15 protein-coding genes are annotated in these 16,146 nt (G+C 75.3%); 9 read left to right on the top strand and 6 right to left on the bottom strand.

Annotated features, from left to right (window positions below; genetic code table 11):
- Positions 1-35: 35 nt before the first annotated feature.
- Positions 36-1,379 carry a hypothetical protein gene (locus ACWCV9_RS00955; protein ID WP_450783472.1) on the bottom strand — a complete coding sequence of 448 codons (1,344 nt, stop codon included), beginning with the start codon at positions 1,377-1,379 and terminating at the stop codon, positions 36-38.
- A gap of 113 nt (positions 1,380-1,492) precedes the next feature.
- Between ACWCV9_RS00955 and ACWCV9_RS00950 the strand changes: the two genes are divergently transcribed.
- Positions 1,493-2,791, top strand: a complete 1,299-nt coding sequence (locus tag ACWCV9_RS00950; RefSeq protein WP_450783471.1) for a molybdopterin-dependent oxidoreductase — start codon at positions 1,493-1,495, stop codon at positions 2,789-2,791.
- A 313-nt stretch (positions 2,792-3,104) separates the two neighbouring features.
- Here the strand turns inward: ACWCV9_RS00950 and ACWCV9_RS00945 are convergent, their stop codons facing one another.
- From ACWCV9_RS00945 to ACWCV9_RS00935, 3 genes are read right to left on the bottom strand one after another with little or no spacing between them, the layout of a single operon-like run.
- A complete protein-coding gene (locus ACWCV9_RS00945; RefSeq protein WP_450783470.1) occupies positions 3,105-3,857 on the bottom strand; it encodes a class I SAM-dependent methyltransferase in 753 nt (250 codons plus the stop codon).
- Entirely contained in the window at positions 3,854-4,471 is a 618-nt protein-coding gene (locus ACWCV9_RS00940) for a TIGR04282 family arsenosugar biosynthesis glycosyltransferase (protein WP_450783469.1), read from the bottom strand. The genes ACWCV9_RS00945 and ACWCV9_RS00940 overlap by 4 nt, the downstream gene beginning before the upstream one ends.
- The gene (locus ACWCV9_RS00935) at positions 4,468-5,160 is read right to left on the bottom strand and encodes a glycosyltransferase family 2 protein (RefSeq protein WP_450783467.1); all 693 of its coding nucleotides are present in this window, start codon (positions 5,158-5,160) and stop codon (positions 4,468-4,470) included. Before ACWCV9_RS00935 ends, ACWCV9_RS00940 begins: the two co-directional genes overlap by 4 nt.
- Positions 5,161-5,272: 112 nt before the next feature.
- Between ACWCV9_RS00935 and ACWCV9_RS00930 the strand changes: the two genes are divergently transcribed.
- Positions 5,273-6,007, top strand: coding sequence for a response regulator transcription factor (locus ACWCV9_RS00930; protein WP_450783466.1), 735 nt, complete (start codon positions 5,273-5,275; stop codon positions 6,005-6,007).
- Positions 6,008-6,009: 2 nt separating this feature from the next.
- Positions 6,010-7,119, top strand: coding sequence for a sensor histidine kinase (locus tag ACWCV9_RS00925; RefSeq protein ID WP_450783464.1), 1,110 nt, complete (start codon positions 6,010-6,012; stop codon positions 7,117-7,119).
- A 12-nt stretch (positions 7,120-7,131) separates the two neighbouring features.
- On the opposite strand, the gene ACWCV9_RS00920 is transcribed toward ACWCV9_RS00925, so the two are convergent.
- A complete protein-coding gene (locus ACWCV9_RS00920; RefSeq protein WP_450783462.1) occupies positions 7,132-8,133 on the bottom strand; it encodes an NAD-dependent epimerase/dehydratase family protein in 1,002 nt (333 codons plus the stop codon).
- Between the two features lie 218 nt (positions 8,134-8,351).
- On the opposite strand from ACWCV9_RS00920, the gene ACWCV9_RS00915 reads away from it, so the two are divergent.
- From ACWCV9_RS00915 to ACWCV9_RS00895, 5 genes are all read left to right on the top strand, one after another.
- A complete protein-coding gene (locus ACWCV9_RS00915) occupies positions 8,352-9,317 on the top strand; it encodes a thiopeptide-type bacteriocin biosynthesis protein (RefSeq protein WP_450783461.1) in 966 nt (321 codons plus the stop codon).
- Between the two features lies 1 nt (position 9,318).
- Complete coding sequence (locus ACWCV9_RS00910; protein WP_450783459.1) at positions 9,319-12,093, top strand: lantibiotic dehydratase; 2,775 nt, start codon at positions 9,319-9,321, stop codon at positions 12,091-12,093.
- A 12-nt stretch (positions 12,094-12,105) separates the two neighbouring features.
- A complete protein-coding gene (locus ACWCV9_RS00905) occupies positions 12,106-12,276 on the top strand; it encodes a hypothetical protein (RefSeq protein ID WP_385842712.1) in 171 nt (56 codons plus the stop codon).
- A gap of 145 nt (positions 12,277-12,421) precedes the next feature.
- A complete protein-coding gene (locus tag ACWCV9_RS00900) occupies positions 12,422-13,645 on the top strand; it encodes a lanthionine synthetase LanC family protein (protein ID WP_450783457.1) in 1,224 nt (407 codons plus the stop codon).
- Between the two features lie 166 nt (positions 13,646-13,811).
- Complete coding sequence (locus tag ACWCV9_RS00895; protein WP_450783456.1) at positions 13,812-14,519, top strand: LmeA family phospholipid-binding protein; 708 nt, start codon at positions 13,812-13,814, stop codon at positions 14,517-14,519.
- A 39-nt stretch (positions 14,520-14,558) separates the two neighbouring features.
- Here the strand turns inward: ACWCV9_RS00895 and ACWCV9_RS00890 are convergent, their stop codons facing one another.
- Complete coding sequence (locus ACWCV9_RS00890) at positions 14,559-15,473, bottom strand: SDR family oxidoreductase (protein WP_450783455.1); 915 nt, start codon at positions 15,471-15,473, stop codon at positions 14,559-14,561.
- 87 nt (positions 15,474-15,560) lie between these two features.
- Between ACWCV9_RS00890 and ACWCV9_RS00885 the strand changes: the two genes are divergently transcribed.
- Entirely contained in the window at positions 15,561-16,133 is a 573-nt protein-coding gene (locus ACWCV9_RS00885) for a TetR family transcriptional regulator (protein WP_450783454.1), read from the top strand.
- The last annotated feature ends 13 nt before the right edge of the window (positions 16,134-16,146 follow it).

The following is a 16,146-nucleotide window of genomic DNA, read 5'->3' as shown; positions in this document are numbered from 1 at the left end:
CTATGTCAACATAGGTAAAGAGGTCGGGGTCGGCCTCACCAGCCCGTCAGCAGCAGATGGTTGATCAGCAGCGCGAGCACGGCCTGGGCGGTGAGCCAGCCGCGCCGGTGGCTCAGGAGCGCGCACGCCGGAAGCAGCCACAGCGCGAAGGGCAGCCAGATCCGTTCCGTCTCCGCCTTGCTCATGCCCGACAGGTCGGCGATCAGCAGGGCGAGCAGAGCGGCGCAGACCAGGAGCGCGAGGCGGGTCTGCGCCCCGTCCGGGCCGGCCCCGGTGCCCTCGCGCCGGAGCAGGACGGCACCGGTGCGCCGTAGCCCCGCCGCCGTGGCCGGGCCGGTGAGGATCGCCGTGCAGGCGAGGTTGGCCCACACCCAGTAGCCGTACGGGCGGGTGCCGCCGACGCCCTGGTAGTAGCGGGTGATCAGCAGGTGGTAGCCGTCCCACCAGGCGAAGCCCGCGAGCGTGAACACCAGCGGGAACACCGCCAGTCCGGCGAGCAGCGCCGGCAGCAGGACCCGACGGCGGCGCAGCCCGTGCCGGGCCAGTACCAGCACCGCCGCGCCGAGCAGCGCGAACAGCGTCAGGCCGTACGAGAGATAGCAGGTCAGCCCGAACAGCAACCCCGATCCCGCGGCCGCCCCGAGCGATCCCCGGGTCAGCGCGAGCGCAAGCAGTGCCACGGCCCAGGCGGCGACGGCCGCGAAGTACCCGTCGGCCGAGACGCCCTGCCACACCGCGGCCGGCGCCAGCACCAGGAAGGGCGCGGCCCGCCGGGCGAGGCTCTCGCCGGTCAGCGCGCGCAGCGCGACCAGCACCGCCACACAGCCCGTCGCGCCGACCAGCACACACCAGGTGCCGGCCCAGCCGCCGCCGCGCAGCCCGGCCCGGTCCAGCAGGACGAAGGTGAGCGTGGCGGCCGGGGGATGGCCGGCGACATGGGCGGGCCAGGGGTCGGGGCCGCCGCTGACGATGTGCCGGGTGAAGTCCCCCAGGGCGGCCGGGATGTCGTGGAAGCGGCCGATGACCCGCAGGTACTCCTCACGGGTGGTCAGCCGGCCGGCCACGCCCCGCTGCCAGCCGTCGACCAGCGCCAGGGACAGGATCCAGGCGGTGGCGCTCGCCCAGGCGGCGGCGAGCAGCGTCCGCCAGGGCAGCCGGTCGGCGAGGGCAGGGCCGTACGCGACGACGGCCACGGCCACGGCGAGCGCCGCGGGGGTACCGGGGCCCGCATGCGGGTCCCAGTCGGCGAACAGCGGCGGCCAGTGCACGAACAGGGTGTGCCGGGTGAACTGGATGCGACGGCCGGCCAGCACGGCGGCCGTCACCAGCGCGACGGCGGCAGCGGCGGCGTACAGGTCGCGGCGCAGGGAGCGAGTCACAGCGGCACGCTAGGCCGAGCGGGCGGCCCGGGGCGCCCGGCCGGGCCGGACGTCAGCGTTTCGTCATCGGTCGCAGCCGCCGGAAGCGGGGTCCCCCGGCCTACGGTCGGCCTATGCGCGACCATCCCCGGCTTCCCACCTCTCCCGGCTTCTGGCGCAGTCCGCTGCGCGGCACCTGGTTCACCTCCGTGCTCGGCCTCGTCCTGCTGGCCGGCATCACGGTGCTGTTCCTGACCGGCCTGGTGTCCTACGCCGCCTACAACCCGGACCTGTCCCCGGTCAACGACACCACCCCGGACAAGGGGCTCCTCGGCTTCTACCTCTTCCCCTGGCCGACCGGCCCGGTGTGGCTGTACCGCTTCACCCAGGGCCTCCATGTCACACTCGGCATCACCCTGGTCCCCGTCCTGCTGGCCAAGCTGTGGTCGGTCGTGCCGAGGCTGTTCGCCCTGCCGCCGGCCCGCTCGCTCACCCACGCCCTGGAGCGGCTCTCGCTGGTGCTGCTGGTCGGCGGCGGCCTGTTCGAGTTCACCACCGGGGTGCTCAACGTCCAGCTGGACTACGTCTTCCCGGGCTCCTTCTATCCGCTGCACTTCTACGGCGCCTGGGTCTTCTTCGCCGCGTTCGTGGCCCACGTCGTGCTGAAGGCACCGGCTGCCGTGAGAGCCGTACGGCGGCGCTCACCCGAATCCGAGGACGCCGTCCCGGTTTCCCCGCCGCCCCAGGAGACCGAGCCGGCCTCCTGGCCGCCCAAGGAGACCGACCTCGCCTCCCCGCGTCCCGCCCCGCCCACCGTCTCCCGGCGCGGCGCCCTGGGCCTGGTCGGCGGCGGCTCGCTGCTGCTGTTCCTGACCACGGTCGGGCAGAGCCTGGGCGGCCCCTTCCGCCGTACGGCCCTGCTCGCACCGCACGGCACGGCCGACCCCGGCGGCGGCCCGAACGGCTTCCAGATCAACAAGACGGCCGTGTACGCCGGGATCACCCCGGCCGACACCCACCAGGACGCGTGGCGGCTCGTGGTCACCGGCCGCACCGGCACCGTCCGGCTCAGCCGCGCCGACCTGCTCCGACTGCCCCTGCACAGCTCCTCGTTGCCCATCGCCTGCGTGGAGGGCTGGTCCACCGCCGACCAGTGGTGGCGCGGGGTGCGGCTGCGGGACCTCGCGGCGCTCGTCGGCTACCAGGACGCGGCGCCGGACGTGCTCGTCACGTCCCTGCAACGGCACGGCGCCTTCCGCCGTGCGGCGCTGCGCGCCAACCAGGTGGCCGACGGACGCTCCCTGCTCGCCCTTCAGGTCAACGGCGAGGATCTGTCCCCCGACCACGGATACCCGGCGCGGATCATCGTCCCCGCCGCACCCGGTGTGCTCAACACCAAGTGGGTGGCCCGACTGACCTTCGGAGACCTGTGATGCCGCGTCGCCTCCCGCTCGGCAGCCCCTTCCAACTGCTGCTGCTCCTCTGCTCGTTCGCGCTCGCCGGCTATGCGGGGGTACGGCTGCTGTCCGGTGACTGGTTCGGCGTCGCGCTGTGGATCGTGGGCGCGGCCCTGCTGCACGACCTGGTGCTGCTGCCGCTGTACGCGCTGGCGGACCGGACGGCCGTGGGCGCGCTCGAAGCGGCCGGGCGGCGCGACTGGACCCCCTATGTGCGGGTGCCGGCCGCGCTGTCCGGCCTGCTGCTCCTCGTCTGGTTCCCGCTGATCGCGGGGATGGTGGACCGCCGCTACCGGCTGGCCACCGGACTCTCCCCGGACGGCTTCCTGGCGCGCTGGCTGCTGATCACCGCCGTACTCTTCGCCGGTTCGGCGCTGCTGCTCGTCCTGCGGGTGCGCAGGGCGGCGAAGCAGCGGCCGCCGGCGTCCCACTGAGCCACCGGCCGCCAGCCGGCCCTGCGCGCGTGCCGCAGCAGGGCCGGGGTGCCGACGCGGGCCCAGGGAAAGGGCGTACCGGTGCCGCGCGCGCCGCCGACGGCGTCGACCACCTGCACCTGGGTGCGCTCGTCGACGTCCACCGGCACCGTCTCGGCGATCAGCAGCCCGCCCGGCCGCAGCAGCCCGGCCACCCGCTCGAGGAGGGCGGCCGGGCTGCCGCCGATACCGATGTTGCCGTCCATGAGCAGCACGGTGTCCCAGCGGCCCGTGCCGGGCAGTGGCTCGAAGACCGACCGGCACAGGGCCGGGCCGCCGAGCCGCTCGGTGTGCTCCACGGCGGCGTCGCTGACGTCGATGCCGAGCACGGTACGGCCCCGGGCGGCGAGTTCCGCCACCAGCCGGCCCGGACCGCAGCCGACGTCGAGGACCGCGCCCTCGCAGCGGTCCAGCACCCCCAGGTCCACCGCATCCGCCCGGGCGCACCAGCGCTCCACCTCCAGCGGCAGCAGCCAGCCGTCGGCGCGGCGCAGGAACAGCGGCCCCCGGCCGGTGCGCAGCGCGGCGGCGTACGGATCGGCGGCCGCCCAGGCGACAGGGGCGCTCATCGCGGCGTGACCGGGGTGCAGCGGGCCAGCCGCGCGGCGAACCGGCCGTGCGGGGCGAGCGCGGCGACCGCCCGCGCGTCCGCGGCGGTGTCGACGTCCCGCAGCCGGGGCAGATCCCGCACCCGCAGCCCGGCCCCGACCAGCCGCTCCCGCTGTACGGCCCCGGTCACCGGCGAGGACATGGGCACCCCCCGCAGCAGCGCCGGCTCCGGCGCGGCCAGGCCCAGCGCCCAGAAGCCGCCGTCCTCCGCCGGACCGAAATACGCGTCGCAGCCGGCGAAGTCCACGCTGAGCAGCTCCGGCGTGACCTGCGGGGTGTCCATCCCGATCAGCAACGCAGGGCCGGTGCAGTGGGCGAAGGCGTCCGCCAGCCGCGCGTCCAGCCCGCCCGGGCACTGCGGCAGCACCTCGAAACCGGGCGGCAGCCACGGCCCCGGGGCGCCGTCCAGGACCAGCACCCGCCGGGTCGCGGGCGCGGAGGCCACGGCGTGCAGGGTGTCCATGAGCGCCGCCCGGGCGAGCTGTGCCGCCTCCTCGGGGCTGAACGGCGGGGTGAGCCGGGTCTTGACCCGTCCGGGGCGCGGCTCCTTGGCGATGACGAGCAGCGTGGTCACCGTACGGCCCTCCCGTCGGCCGGGGCCTCGGCCAGCACCCGGCGCATGTCCCGCACCGCCTGCCAGGTGCCGCGCCAGGTACCCGTCACCTTGGAGGCGCCGGTGCGCGGCAGATAGGGCACGTCGTGTTCGGTGACCCGCCAGCCGGCGTCGGCCGCACGCACCACCATTTGCAGCGGATAACCGCTGCGCCGGTCCGTGAGGCCGAGGGCGAGCAGCGGCTCACGGCGGGCGGCGCGCAGCGGCCCGAGGTCGTGCAGCCGCAGCCCCGTGCGGCGGCGCAGCATCCGGGCCAGCGCCAGGTTGCCGGCCCGGGCGTGCGCCGGCCAGGCGCCCCGGCCGCTCGGCCGCCGTCTGCCGAGCACCAGGTCGGCCCCGCCCTCCCGCACCTCCCGCACGAAGGGCTCCAGCAGCGCCGGGTCGAGCGAGGCGTCACAGTCGCAGAAGCACACGAAGTCGCCGGTGGCCGCGGTGAGGCCGGCATGGCACGCGGCGCCGAAGCCGCGCCGGGGCTCGTGCACCACCGTCGCGCCGAGCGCCCGGGCGATCCCGGCCGAACCGTCGGTGGAACCGTTGTCGACGACGATGGCGCGCCAGCCGGCCGGGATCCGGGCGAGCACCCAGGGCAGGGCCTCCGCCTCGTCCAGGCAGGGCAGCACCACGTCGACGTCGGAAGAAGTCGTCGTCACGGTGTCACCCTACGAACAGGAACCGGACATACCGGACGCACGCACCTTACGAAACGCGGACGCCGCACCCACCGCCCCCGCAGCCCGGCGCACCCGGTGCGAGGCTGGAGACATGCAACAGCCGTACGCCCCCGACGGGGCCGACACCGCCGACGGCGCGGCCCGGATCCTGGTCGTCGACGACGACCCGACCGTCTCCGAGGTCGTCACCGGATACCTGCACCGCGCCGGGTACGCCGTCGACCGCGCCGACGACGGCCCGACGGCCCTGACCCGCGCCGCCGCACACCGGCCCGACCTCGTGGTGCTGGACCTGATGCTGCCCGGCATGGACGGCCTGGAGGTGTGCCGTCGGATGCGCGACCGCGGACCCGTGCCGGTCATCATGCTCACCGCCCGGGGCGACGAGGACGACCGCATCCTGGGCCTGGAGGTCGGCGCCGACGACTACGTCACCAAGCCCTTCAGCCCCCGCGAACTCGTCCTGCGCGTGGAGTCCGTGCTGCGCCGCAGCCGCCCCGCGCCCGCCGGCCGGAGGCTCGCCGCGGCCGGACTCTCGGTCGACCCCGGCGCCCGCAGGGCCACCAAGAACGGCACCGAACTCGCCCTCACCCTCCGCGAGTTCGACCTGCTCGCCTTCTTCCTGCGGCACCCGGGGCAGGCCTACAGCCGGGAGGACCTGATGCGCGAGGTCTGGGGCTGGGACTTCGGCGACCTGTCCACCGTCACGGTGCATGTCCGCCGGCTGCGCGGCAAGATCGAGGACGACCCGGCCCGGCCCCGGCTCATCCAGACCGTCTGGGGCGTGGGCTACCGCTTCGAGTCCGGCCCGGCGGCGGAGGCCTGACCATGCGAGACACGCTCCTCATCGCCCTGTACGCCTTCGCCGGCGCCGCCGCCGCGGGACTGACCGGGGCGGCCGTGCTGCGGCTGATCCGGCGCCGCTCGCTCACCGCCTCCGTCACCGTCGTCGCGGCGGTCGGCATCGTCGCGATGCTCGCCGGCACGCTCGCCGTCGCGTGGGCGATGTTCCTCTCCCCGCACGACCTGACCGTCGTCACCACCGTCGTCGCCATGGCGGCCGTGGTCTCCCTGGCGACCGCGCTGCTGCTGGGCCGCTGGGTGGTGGCCCGCAGCCGTGAACTCGCCGACGCCGCCCGCTCGTTCGGCGACGGCGGCGCCTTCGCTGCGCCCGATGGCCCGGCCACCGCGGAACTCGAGGCGCTCAGTCGCCAGTTGGCCGCCACCAGCGCCCGGCTCGCCGAGTCCCGGGAGCGGGAACGGGCCCTGGAGACCTCCCGGCGCGAGCTGGTCGCCTGGATCTCCCACGACCTGCGCACCCCGCTCGCCGGACTGCGCGCCATGTCGGAGGCGCTGGAGGACGGGGTGGCCGCCGACCCCGACCGCTACCTCCGGCAGATCCGCACCGAGGTGGAGCGGCTCAACGACATGGTCGGCGATCTCTTCGAACTCTCCCGCATCCACGCCGGCACCCTCCCGCTCAGCCCCACCCGGATCTCCCTGTACGACCTGGTCGGCGACGCGCTGGCGGGCGCCGACCCGCTCGCCCGGGAACACGGGGTACGGCTGGTGGGCGACCGTGTCGCCCAGGTGCCGGTGGAGGTGGACGGCAAGGAGATGAGCCGCGTCCTCGGCAACCTGCTCGTCAACGCCATCCGCCGCACCCCGCCCGACGGCACCGTCGCGGTCGCCGCCGAGCGCACCGGCGAGGGCGTGGTGCTGTCCGTCACCGACGGCTGCGGCGGCATCCCCGAGGAGGACCTGCCCCGCGTCTTCGACACCGGCTGGCGCGGCACCGACGCCCGCACCCCGCCGGCCGGCGCGGGGCTGGGCCTGGCCATCGTGCGCGGCATCGTCGAGGCCCACCAGGGGCGGGCCAGTGTCCGCAACATCCCCGGCGGCTGCCGCTTCGAGGTGATCCTGCCGGCCGCGCCCTGAGCCTCGACGCGGCTACCCGTCCCGCAGCGCGGCCCGCGCGAACTCCCGCATGCCCTCGGCGAATCCGACCTGTGGCCGCCAGCCCAGTTCGGTGCGCAGCCGGGAGGAGTCCGCCGTGATGTGCCGGACGTCCCCGAGCCGGTACTCACCGGTCACCACCGGCTGCGGACCGCCGTACGCGACGGCCAGCGCCCGGGCCATCTCGCCGACGGTGTGCGGCTCACCGCTGCCGGTGTTGTACACGGCGAGGGCGCCCGGCGCGGCCTGCGCCTCCAGGGCCGCCACATTGGCCGCGGCCACGTCCCGCACATGCACGAAGTCGCGCCGCTGTCGCCCGTCCTCGAACACCCGCGGCGCCTCGCCCCGGGCGAGCGCCGAGCGGAAGAACGAGGCCACCCCCGCGTAGGGGGTGTCCCGCGGCATCCGCGGCCCGTACACGTTGTGGTAGCGCAGCGACACCGCCGAACCGCCCGTGCAGCGGGCCCAGGTGGCGGCCAGATGCTCCTGGGCGAGCTTGGTCGCCGCGTACACGTTCCGCGGATCGGCCGGGGTGTCCTCCCCGACCAGGCCGGGGGAGAGGTCGGCGCCGCAGCTCGGGCACCCGGGCTCGAACCGCCCCGCGGCCAGGTCGGCGGCCTCGCGCGGGCCGGGCCGTACGACCCCGTGCCGGGGGCAGGTGTACCGCCCCTCCCCGTAGACGACCATCGAACCGGCCAGCACCAGACGCCGTACCCCCGCCTCCGCCATGGCGGCGACCAGCACGGCCGTGCCCAGGTCGTTGCGCGAGACGTACTCGGCCGCGTCGGCGACCCCGTTGCCGAGCCCGACCATCGCCGCCTGGTGGCAGACCGCGTCCACCCCGGCCAGCGCCCGGGCGACGGAGACCGGGTTGCGGACATCGGCCGACGGATCCGCGGCGCTGTCGTACACGACCGGATCGTGCCCGCCGTCCCGCAGCGCCTCGACGACATGGGACCCGATGAACCCGGCACCGCCGGTGACCAGTACACGCATACGGCCACGCTAGACGGGCACGGCGGCCCGGCCACCGGACCCGGCTCGCACGTCATGACTCCGTAAGACGGGGTGCGCCACGAGCGCACGGCACGGCACGGATGCACCGGGCGTAACCCTGTTCAAAATATGAAGATTTCTCTTCCGTTTTTCGGGTGGGAGTAAGTGCGGAATTCCGATGGTGAGGAGAAACAGCGGACCTCGTGAGGAGGCAGAAAATGCTGGAGGTCGAACGCTTATTGGCCGACTGTCTCCGGGACGCCCGCGACCTCCCCCTGGGCACGGTGCCGGTCGACGCCTCGGACCCCGCCTACCAGGCAGCCCGCCACACCTTTCTGACCGCCGGTCTGACCGCGCTCCGCCACGACCTGCCCGAGACCGGCTGGACACAGCTCAACCTCACCCCCGGCCCGGCCGCCTGGCACCGCACCTACCGCGCCATCGCCGACACGGCCCGCGAGCTGATCGCCCGCGGCACCGCGCGCTCCTTCTTCTTCATGCACAAACCCCCGGGACTACGGCTCCGCTTCGAGGCAGCCCGCCCCGACGACGAGGAACTGCACAAGGAACTGACCCGCCGCTTCCAGGACCTGGACGGGCAGCTGAGCCCCCCGCTGCGCGTCCGGTACGAGCCGGAGACCTATCTCTTCGGCGGCCCGGCGTCGATGCGCCATGTGCACGAGCTGTTCACGGCCGACTCCTTCGCCTGGCTCGACCACCACACCGCCACGGGCGACGCCGACGGCCACCCGCAGCCCCTCGCGGACTGGCGGCTCTCCCTGCTGCTCCTCGGCGAACTCCTGGCCGGACTGGGCATCGTCGGCTGGGAGCACCGCGGGGTCTGGGAGGCGGTACGCGACGACACCGGGCGCAGACTCGGCCCCCACCAGGACGCCGACACCCGCCGGGCCGCCACCGGCATCCGCGCCGCCTGGCAGGCCGGGCACCGGGGCCTGCTCGCCGCCGCGCCGCCCGAGCGGCGGGCCGCGCTCGAAGCGCACACGGCCGCCGTGCGCCAAGCCGCCGAACGGTGGCGCACCGGCTATTTCGAGTCCGGTGACGCGCTGATCGGCCCGCGCCGCGCCGCCGCGCACCACGTCGTCTTCCACTGGAACCGGGGGCGGCTGTCCCTGGCCCGGCAGAGCCTGCTCACCCACGCCCTCGCCGACGACGGGAGGTGCTGACGTGCACACCGACCCGGTACTGGGCGGCACCGCACTGCTGCGCGTGGCCGGCATGCCCCTGGACGCATGGGCCGCCGCGGGCAACCCGGAGCTGTTCGCGCAGGCCGCCGAGCACGCCCGGCGCGAGGAACAGCGGGCAGCCCAGGCCCGCGCCCTGGCCGACCGGCTGGGCCGCACCGTCGTACCGCACCCCGGGCTGGCACCCGCCGACCGCCGCGCCGTGCTGGCCCTGCGGCGCCGGCTGCACTCCGGCGCCGCGCCGGGCCCGGCCGACTGCCGGCTGCTGCACCGGCTGCCCGCCGCCCGGGACCTCGCCGGGGAGGCCGTACGGCTGTCCCGCGCGGCGGAGACCGCGGCCGCCGGCCTGCGCGAGCTGGAGCGCACGGTCGCGGCCGAACGTACGCGCGTGGCGGCGCTGGGCTGGTTCCTGGTGTGCTCGTCCCCGGTGATGCGCGCCTTCCTCGACGAGGCCGACCCCGGGGCCGCCGCGGATGTGGCCCGGCGGCTGGCCGAGGGCGAATCCTGGAGCGGGAAACGGCTGCGCAAGCGCGGGGCGTACCTGTGGCGGGCCGTCGGCCGGGCCGCGGCGAAGACCACCCCGCGCGGCTGGGCGGGCCAGGTGGGCCAACTGCCGGTCACCGCGCCGGACGACACCGAACCGTCCGGCCCGCCCCGCCTCCTGCCGCCCGGCACCGCCCTCGGCGCGGTGGCCGCCGAAGCCGTGGAGAACGTCCATCTGACCCGCGCCCGGCTGGCCGCCCTCGACCTGCGGGCCGCCGACCCGGCCACCCTGCTCGCCCCGGCACCGCTGCACGTCCTCGAGCCGGCCGGCACCGGAACCGGCAGCGGCGTGCTGCGCTGCTGGGTCATCGACCCGCGCGAACGCGGCCGGATGCGGGAGGTCGTCCTGCGCCGCACCCGCCCCCTGGAGGGCGTCCTGGCCCTGCTGGCGGACGGGCCACGGCCGTTGGGCGACATCGAGGCCGCCCTGCTGGGCACGGCCGCGATCCGGGCGACGGCCTCCGGCCCCGCGGTGCTCCGCGGCTTCCTCGCCCACCTGCTCGAACTCGGCGTCCTCCAGGTCTGCGCGGCCCCGCGCCGCCGCGCCACGGAGTGGCTCGCCGCCGAGCAGGCCCGCACCCTGGGCATCCTGCCCCGCCCCCTCCCGGACCCGGCCACAGCCCCCCGCCACACGCCCTGTGCCGTCCCCCCGCCGGAGCCGAGCGCCGGCAAGCCTGCCGCAGCCACCCCGGCACCGGCACCGGCCCCGGAACGCTCGGCCGAACCGGCCGTGTCCGCGCCCGTGCCACCGCAGGCACAACAGCCGCCCGCACCCGCAGCCTGGTTCACCGATTCCTACCGCGCCCTCGCCGCCGCCGTCCCCGGAGCAGCCGCCCGCGAGGTGCAGCGCTGCCTCGGGACCGCCGCGCGGGTGGCCTGGCTGCGCGAAGCCGACCGGCTCGCCGCGCCGGACGCGGCACGGCTGCCCGCGGACCTGGTCCACCTCGGCGAACGGCCGTGTCCGCTCGGCGAGATCCTCGCCCGCCACCTGACCGACGGCCCCGGCCCGCCGCCCCCGCCGCAGACCCCGCGCCGGTACACCGGCTGGCACCCCGCCGAGACCTCCGGCTCCGGATACGCCAGGCTGCTCGCCCACCTGTCCGCCCGGGCCGGCGCCGAACAGGTGGACCTGGACGACGCCCTGCTGGACGCGCTCGGGGCACCGCCGGCGGCCACCGCACTGCCGGCCTGGCCCCTGGACTGCCTGCTGCGCCCGCTCCCGGACCCCGGACCGCTCGCGGTGCTGGAGACCGCCTCGCCGGCGGGCGTACTGGACGCCCGGTTCGCCGGTGCGCTCCAGACCCTGTACGGCGGCTACGCCAACCTGCACGGCTACCGGGCCTTCCTCGCGGCCGTGGAACGTCTCTCCGGGGCGCGCTTCGTCGAGCTGCTGGTGCCCCCGCTGGCCGAGCGCGCCGCCAACGCCGTACGCCGGCCGGCCCTCACCCGTTGGTGGACGGGCGACCCGGACCCTGCGCCCTACCAGGGACCGGCCGGGCTGACGGCCCGCTATCTCCCGCTGGACCGCATCACCCTGCGCCGGGAGGGCCGGACCATCGTCGCCGAGGCCGACGGGTGCCGCCTCCTCCCGGTCCACCACGCCACCCGCACCCCGCTGCCCCCGTACGACGTCCTGGCCAGACTGCTGCTGTCCGCCGGCCATCCCGCGGGCTCGCGCGTGATCCGCCTGGACGGCCTGGCCGAGGCGTTCCCCGGCGCGGAGCGGCTGCCCCGGCTCACCGTCGGCGGAAGCCTGGTCGTCAGCCCAGCCGTCTGGCGCGTGCCCCGGACCCGGCTGGCGCGGCCCGGCGACAGCGACCTGGCCAAGGTGCGCGCCCTCGCCCTGTTGCGCGGCGCCGCCGGGCTGCCCCGGTACGCGTTCGTACGGGCCCTGCCCCAGGCGAAGCCGGTGCCCGTCGACCTGGCGGCGCTGACTGCCGTACCCCTGCTGGAGCGGATCTGCGCGCAACAGCCCGGCACGGACCTGCTGTTCGAGGAGATGCTCCCCGCGCCCGGCGGCCTGTCGCTGCGCGACCCGCTGCACGGCGGCGCCGCCGTCGCCGCCCAGCTCCAGCTCCGACTCCCGTACGACCAGGGCGCCGAGGAGCTCGCGGCCCTCGCCGCCGCCGCACTGCGCGGCACCCGTGACGTCCCCGGCGCGCTCGCCCCCAGTGGACGGGCCGGCGGGGCGGACCCCACCCAGCACCGCATCTGAAGGAGGACCACCATGCCCGACACCATGGCACTCACCGACCTCGACGCCCTGATCGGCGACTTGGACGCGCGCATCACCGAGAGCACCCTGCCGGCCGCCGAGGCGAACAGCTCGGGATGCAGCGGTGTCTGCACCGTCATCGTCTGCGACACGGTCGTCATCTGTAGCGGCGTCATCTGCTGACCACCCGCCGGGTGAACTGAGAGAACCCCTCAGGCCGTCGTGTCACCACCCCCGGCGGCCTGAGGCACCACCACCGGCGCCCCGCCCGGCACTGTCCATCCCCCCCCCGGGCGGGGCGCCGGCCCGTCCGCCCCGAGGAGACACCGTGCCGCAGCACACCGACCCCGCCGAGCGCGCCGAAGCCACCCGCACGGCCGTCACCGCCCTCGCGGCCCGGCTCCTCGACCGGTGGTCCGCCCGGTCGTGCGAAGGCACCACGGCCGCCGAACACCCCAGTGACCCGGGCGTTCCCGTCCTCGCCGCGCTCGCGCACGCGACCGGCGCGCCGGAAGTCGAACGCGCCGCGGCACGCGCCGTCGCGGTATGGGCCCGCACCGCCGGCCGCGGTCCCGGACACCCAGGCCTGTACGACGGCGGCCTCGCCGGAACCCTGGTCGGCCTGCGCCACGGCGCCCGGGTGCACCCGGGCCTGCGTCCGGTCGCCGACCGGCTCCGTGACCACCTGGTGCGCACCGAGACAGAACGCGGCCGACGGCGCGAGCGGGTCATGTTCCCGGACTACGACCTGATCGTCGGACCCTCCGGCACCCTGCTCGCGCTGTGTGCGGACACCCGCCCGGCACCGGCCGAACTCGCCCCTTTCACAGATCACTTGACCGCGCTCTGCGACGCCGACGACCTGCCGCGGCTGCGCACGGCGGGCTATGCCGGCCACCCGTACCTGGACTGGCTGGACGGACGGGTCAACACCGGCATGGGGCACGGCGCCGCCGGAGTCACCGCGGCGCTCACCACCGCGGTCCGCCGCATCGGCCCGCGTCCCGCCCTGACCCGCGCCCTGCACCGCGCCACCCGATGGCTGGTCCGGCAGTCCTTCGACGACGCCCGCGCGATCCGCAGCTGGGACGGCGCCGGCCTCGACGGACCGCCACCCGCCGGACCACGCGCCCGCCAGGCCTGGTGCTACGGCACCCCCGGCGTGTCCTGGGCGCTGTGGGACGCGGCGGACGCGACGGGCGACGGACGGACCGCCGCCTGGGCCGGCGAGGCCTTCACCACGCTCGCCGAACGGTACGACGAGGACTTCCACCTCTTCGGCGACCGCCCGGCCGACGTCCTGGCCCTGTGCCACGGAGCCGCGGGCGTGCTGATGGTGGCCGACGCCTTCGACCGCCACGCCGGCCTGCCCGCCGCGGCCGTACTGAAGGCCCGGCTGCTCGACCGGCTGACGGACCGCCTGCCCGAGGTGGAGGCGCTCGGCGCGGAGACGATGGGCCTGCTCGGCGGGGCGCCCGGCCCCGTCTGCGCCCTGCTCACCGCAGCCCACGGCGCCCCACGCAGCTGGCTGCCCTGCCTCGGCCTGCGCTGAGCCGCACTGGGCGGCCAGCAGGTTGTCAGGCCCCTACGGCCTTACCGGCTGCCCCGGGTGTGACTGGAACACGTCAGCCCGGCTATTGTCCGAGTCGCCGGTCGTGAGTGATCGGTGGCCCCCCACACGCGCGGGAGGGATCGTCGAGGCACCGTGGGGGACGGGTATGAAACGCCGGTGGGTCAAGGTTCTGGTGATCACGCTCGTCGTGCTGGCCGTCCTCTTCACGATCGCCGACCGGGTCTCCTTGCACTATGCGAACAAGGAGGTCGCCCGGCTGGCCGAGCAGAAGTACGGCTATGCCAACACCACCGACGGCCACATGGACGTCTCCATCGAGGGCTTCCCCTTCCTGACCCAGGCCTTCAGCCAGGACTTCGACCATGTCAGGCTGACGGCAGGGCAGTTCCTCATCGACACCACGACCAATGCGCAGGGCGGCTACCTGCACGTCAAGGAGCTGGTTCTCGACCTGCGCCATGTGCGGGTGACCTCGTTGACCGCGCGCAGCGCCGAGGCGGACCTCGCCACCGGCTCGCTGACCCTGTCGTACGAGGAACTGTCCGGCGTCCTGACCCGGCTGGCCGGCGGGCCGCTGCATGTGTCGCAGGCCCCGGGTTCCGCCGGCCAGGCCGCCCGGCTCAAGGTCACGGGCACCATCGGCGGACAGCAGGTGAACGGCACGGGCACCCTGCTCGCCCAGGGCAATGAGCTGTCCCTGACCGCGCCCGGCGCCGAGCGGCCCGCCGCCGGCTGGCGGGTCCTGCTCCCGGAGAACACGGGCTTCACCGAGGCCCGCTCCACTGCCGAGGGTGTCAGGATCACCATGGTCGGACACCTGGTGAACCTCGGTTCCTCGCGCTTCGAGCGATGACACCGGCCGGCCGGCGGTGACCGGCCGGCCGCGGGCCGCTCAGGCGGACGTGTGGAAGTAGTGCCCCTTGTCGAGGTCGGCGAACAGGCCGGGCTGCACCGGTTCCCAGCCGAGGAGTTCGCGGGTCAGCGTGCTCGACGCCTGGATGTCGAGACCCACGAACCCCGCCAGCCAGCCGAAGTGCTCGGCCGCGGCCTCGGGAGCCACCGAGGCGACCGGCACCCCGAGGTGCCGGCCGATCACCTCGGCCACGTCCCGCAGGGCGACGCCCTCCTCCGCCACGCCGTGCAGCACGGAGCCGGCGGGCGCCTTCTCGACGGCCAGGCGGAACAGCCGCCCGGCGTCCAGGCGATGGACGGCAGGCCAGTGGTTGGAGCCGTCGCCGACATAGCCTGAGAGGCCCTTGGCGCGGGCGATGCCGACCAGGGTCGCCATGAAGCCGTTGTCCCCGTCGCCGTGGCAGGTCGCCGAGAGCCGCACCACCGACGAGCGGACGCCCTGCCCGGCGAGCCGGAGCACCTCCTGGGCGGTCGTCGCCCGGATCGAGAGCGGGGACCCGTCGACCGCGGGCATGTCCCGCTCGGTGGCCGGCCGACCGGGCGGGAAGCCGGCCAGCCCGGATGCGAGAACGAAGGGCCGGCCGGTGCCGGCGAGCACCTCACCGAAGACGTCGACGGCACGCCGATCGGCTTCGGCAGCACCCCGGAAGTCGCCGGAGAAGGCGATGTCGTGCTGGAAGGCGAGGTGGATCACCCCGTCCGAGGCGGCCGCGGCGTCCCGCAGCACCTCGAGGTCGTCGAGGGTGCCACGGACCACCTCCGCCCCTGCCCCGACGAGCGCGGCGGCGGAGGAGTCGGAGCGGGCGAGCCCGACGACCTGGTGTCCCGCCTCGATGAGTTCGGGTACGACGGCGGATCCGATCCAGCCGGAGCCGCCGGTCACGAAGATGCGCATGGGAAGGTCCCCAAACTGTCGATGTCAGTCACTGTCATCGAGACTACACCCGGATGTCAGTGACTGTCATCGCGTAGGATCATGTGCATGGGACGATGGGAGCCGAACGCGCGCGAGCGGCTGGGGAACGCGGCGCTGGAGCTGTACGCCGAGCGCGGGTTCGAGCAGACCACCGTGGCGGAGATCGCCAAACGGGCCGGACTCACGGAACGGACCTTTTTCCGGCACTACGCCGACAAACGCGAGGTGCTGTTCTCCGGTGCCGGTGAGCTGGAGGCGCTGATGGTCGGCGCGGTCGAGGGCGCGCCGGAGTCCGCGGCGCCGGTCGACGCCCTGGCGGCCGGCCTCGACGCGGTCGCCGAGGTGTTCGCCGACCGGCGGGAGTTCTCCCGCCGCCGGCAGGCAGTGATCACGGCGAACGCGGAACTCCAGGAGCGCGAGCTGATCAAGCTCGCCTCGCTGTCGGCCGCGCTCACCGAGACCCTGCGCAAACGGGGTGTCGCCGCACCGACCGCGAGCCTGCTCGCCGAGGCGGGCGTGGGCGTCTTCAAGGTCGGCTTCCAGCGCTGGGTCGCCGTGGGGGAGGAGCGGGGCATCGCCGAGCTGTTCCGGGAATCGCTGACCGAGCTGAGGGGTGCACTGGCCGACGGCCGCCCCTGAGCCGGCCGGGAAT

This window comes from Streptomyces sp. NPDC001606, assembly GCF_053596835.1.
Note: the sequence above shows the minus strand (reverse complement) of the source record. Positions and strands in the feature narration are given on the sequence as shown.

Coding starts and splice junctions, on each gene's coding strand:
- ACWCV9_RS00920 (WP_450783462.1), bottom strand. CDS start 8,133: ATGCGTGTACTGGTCACCGGCGGTGCCGGGTTCATCGGGTCCCATGTC.
- ACWCV9_RS00905 (WP_385842712.1), top strand. CDS start 12,106: ATGCCCGACACCATGGCACTCACCGACCTCGACGCCCTGATCGGCGAC.
- ACWCV9_RS00925 (WP_450783464.1), top strand. CDS start 6,010: ATGCGAGACACGCTCCTCATCGCCCTGTACGCCTTCGCCGGCGCCGCC.
- ACWCV9_RS00885 (WP_450783454.1), top strand. CDS start 15,561: ATGGGACGATGGGAGCCGAACGCGCGCGAGCGGCTGGGGAACGCGGCG.
- ACWCV9_RS00915 (WP_450783461.1), top strand. CDS start 8,352: ATGCTGGAGGTCGAACGCTTATTGGCCGACTGTCTCCGGGACGCCCGC.
- ACWCV9_RS00890 (WP_450783455.1), bottom strand. CDS start 15,473: ATGCGCATCTTCGTGACCGGCGGCTCCGGCTGGATCGGATCCGCCGTC.
- ACWCV9_RS00930 (WP_450783466.1), top strand. CDS start 5,273: ATGCAACAGCCGTACGCCCCCGACGGGGCCGACACCGCCGACGGCGCG.
- ACWCV9_RS00895 (WP_450783456.1), top strand. CDS start 13,812: ATGAAACGCCGGTGGGTCAAGGTTCTGGTGATCACGCTCGTCGTGCTG.
- ACWCV9_RS00945 (WP_450783470.1), bottom strand. CDS start 3,857: ATGAGCGCCCCTGTCGCCTGGGCGGCCGCCGATCCGTACGCCGCCGCG.
- ACWCV9_RS00950 (WP_450783471.1), top strand. CDS start 1,493: ATGCGCGACCATCCCCGGCTTCCCACCTCTCCCGGCTTCTGGCGCAGT.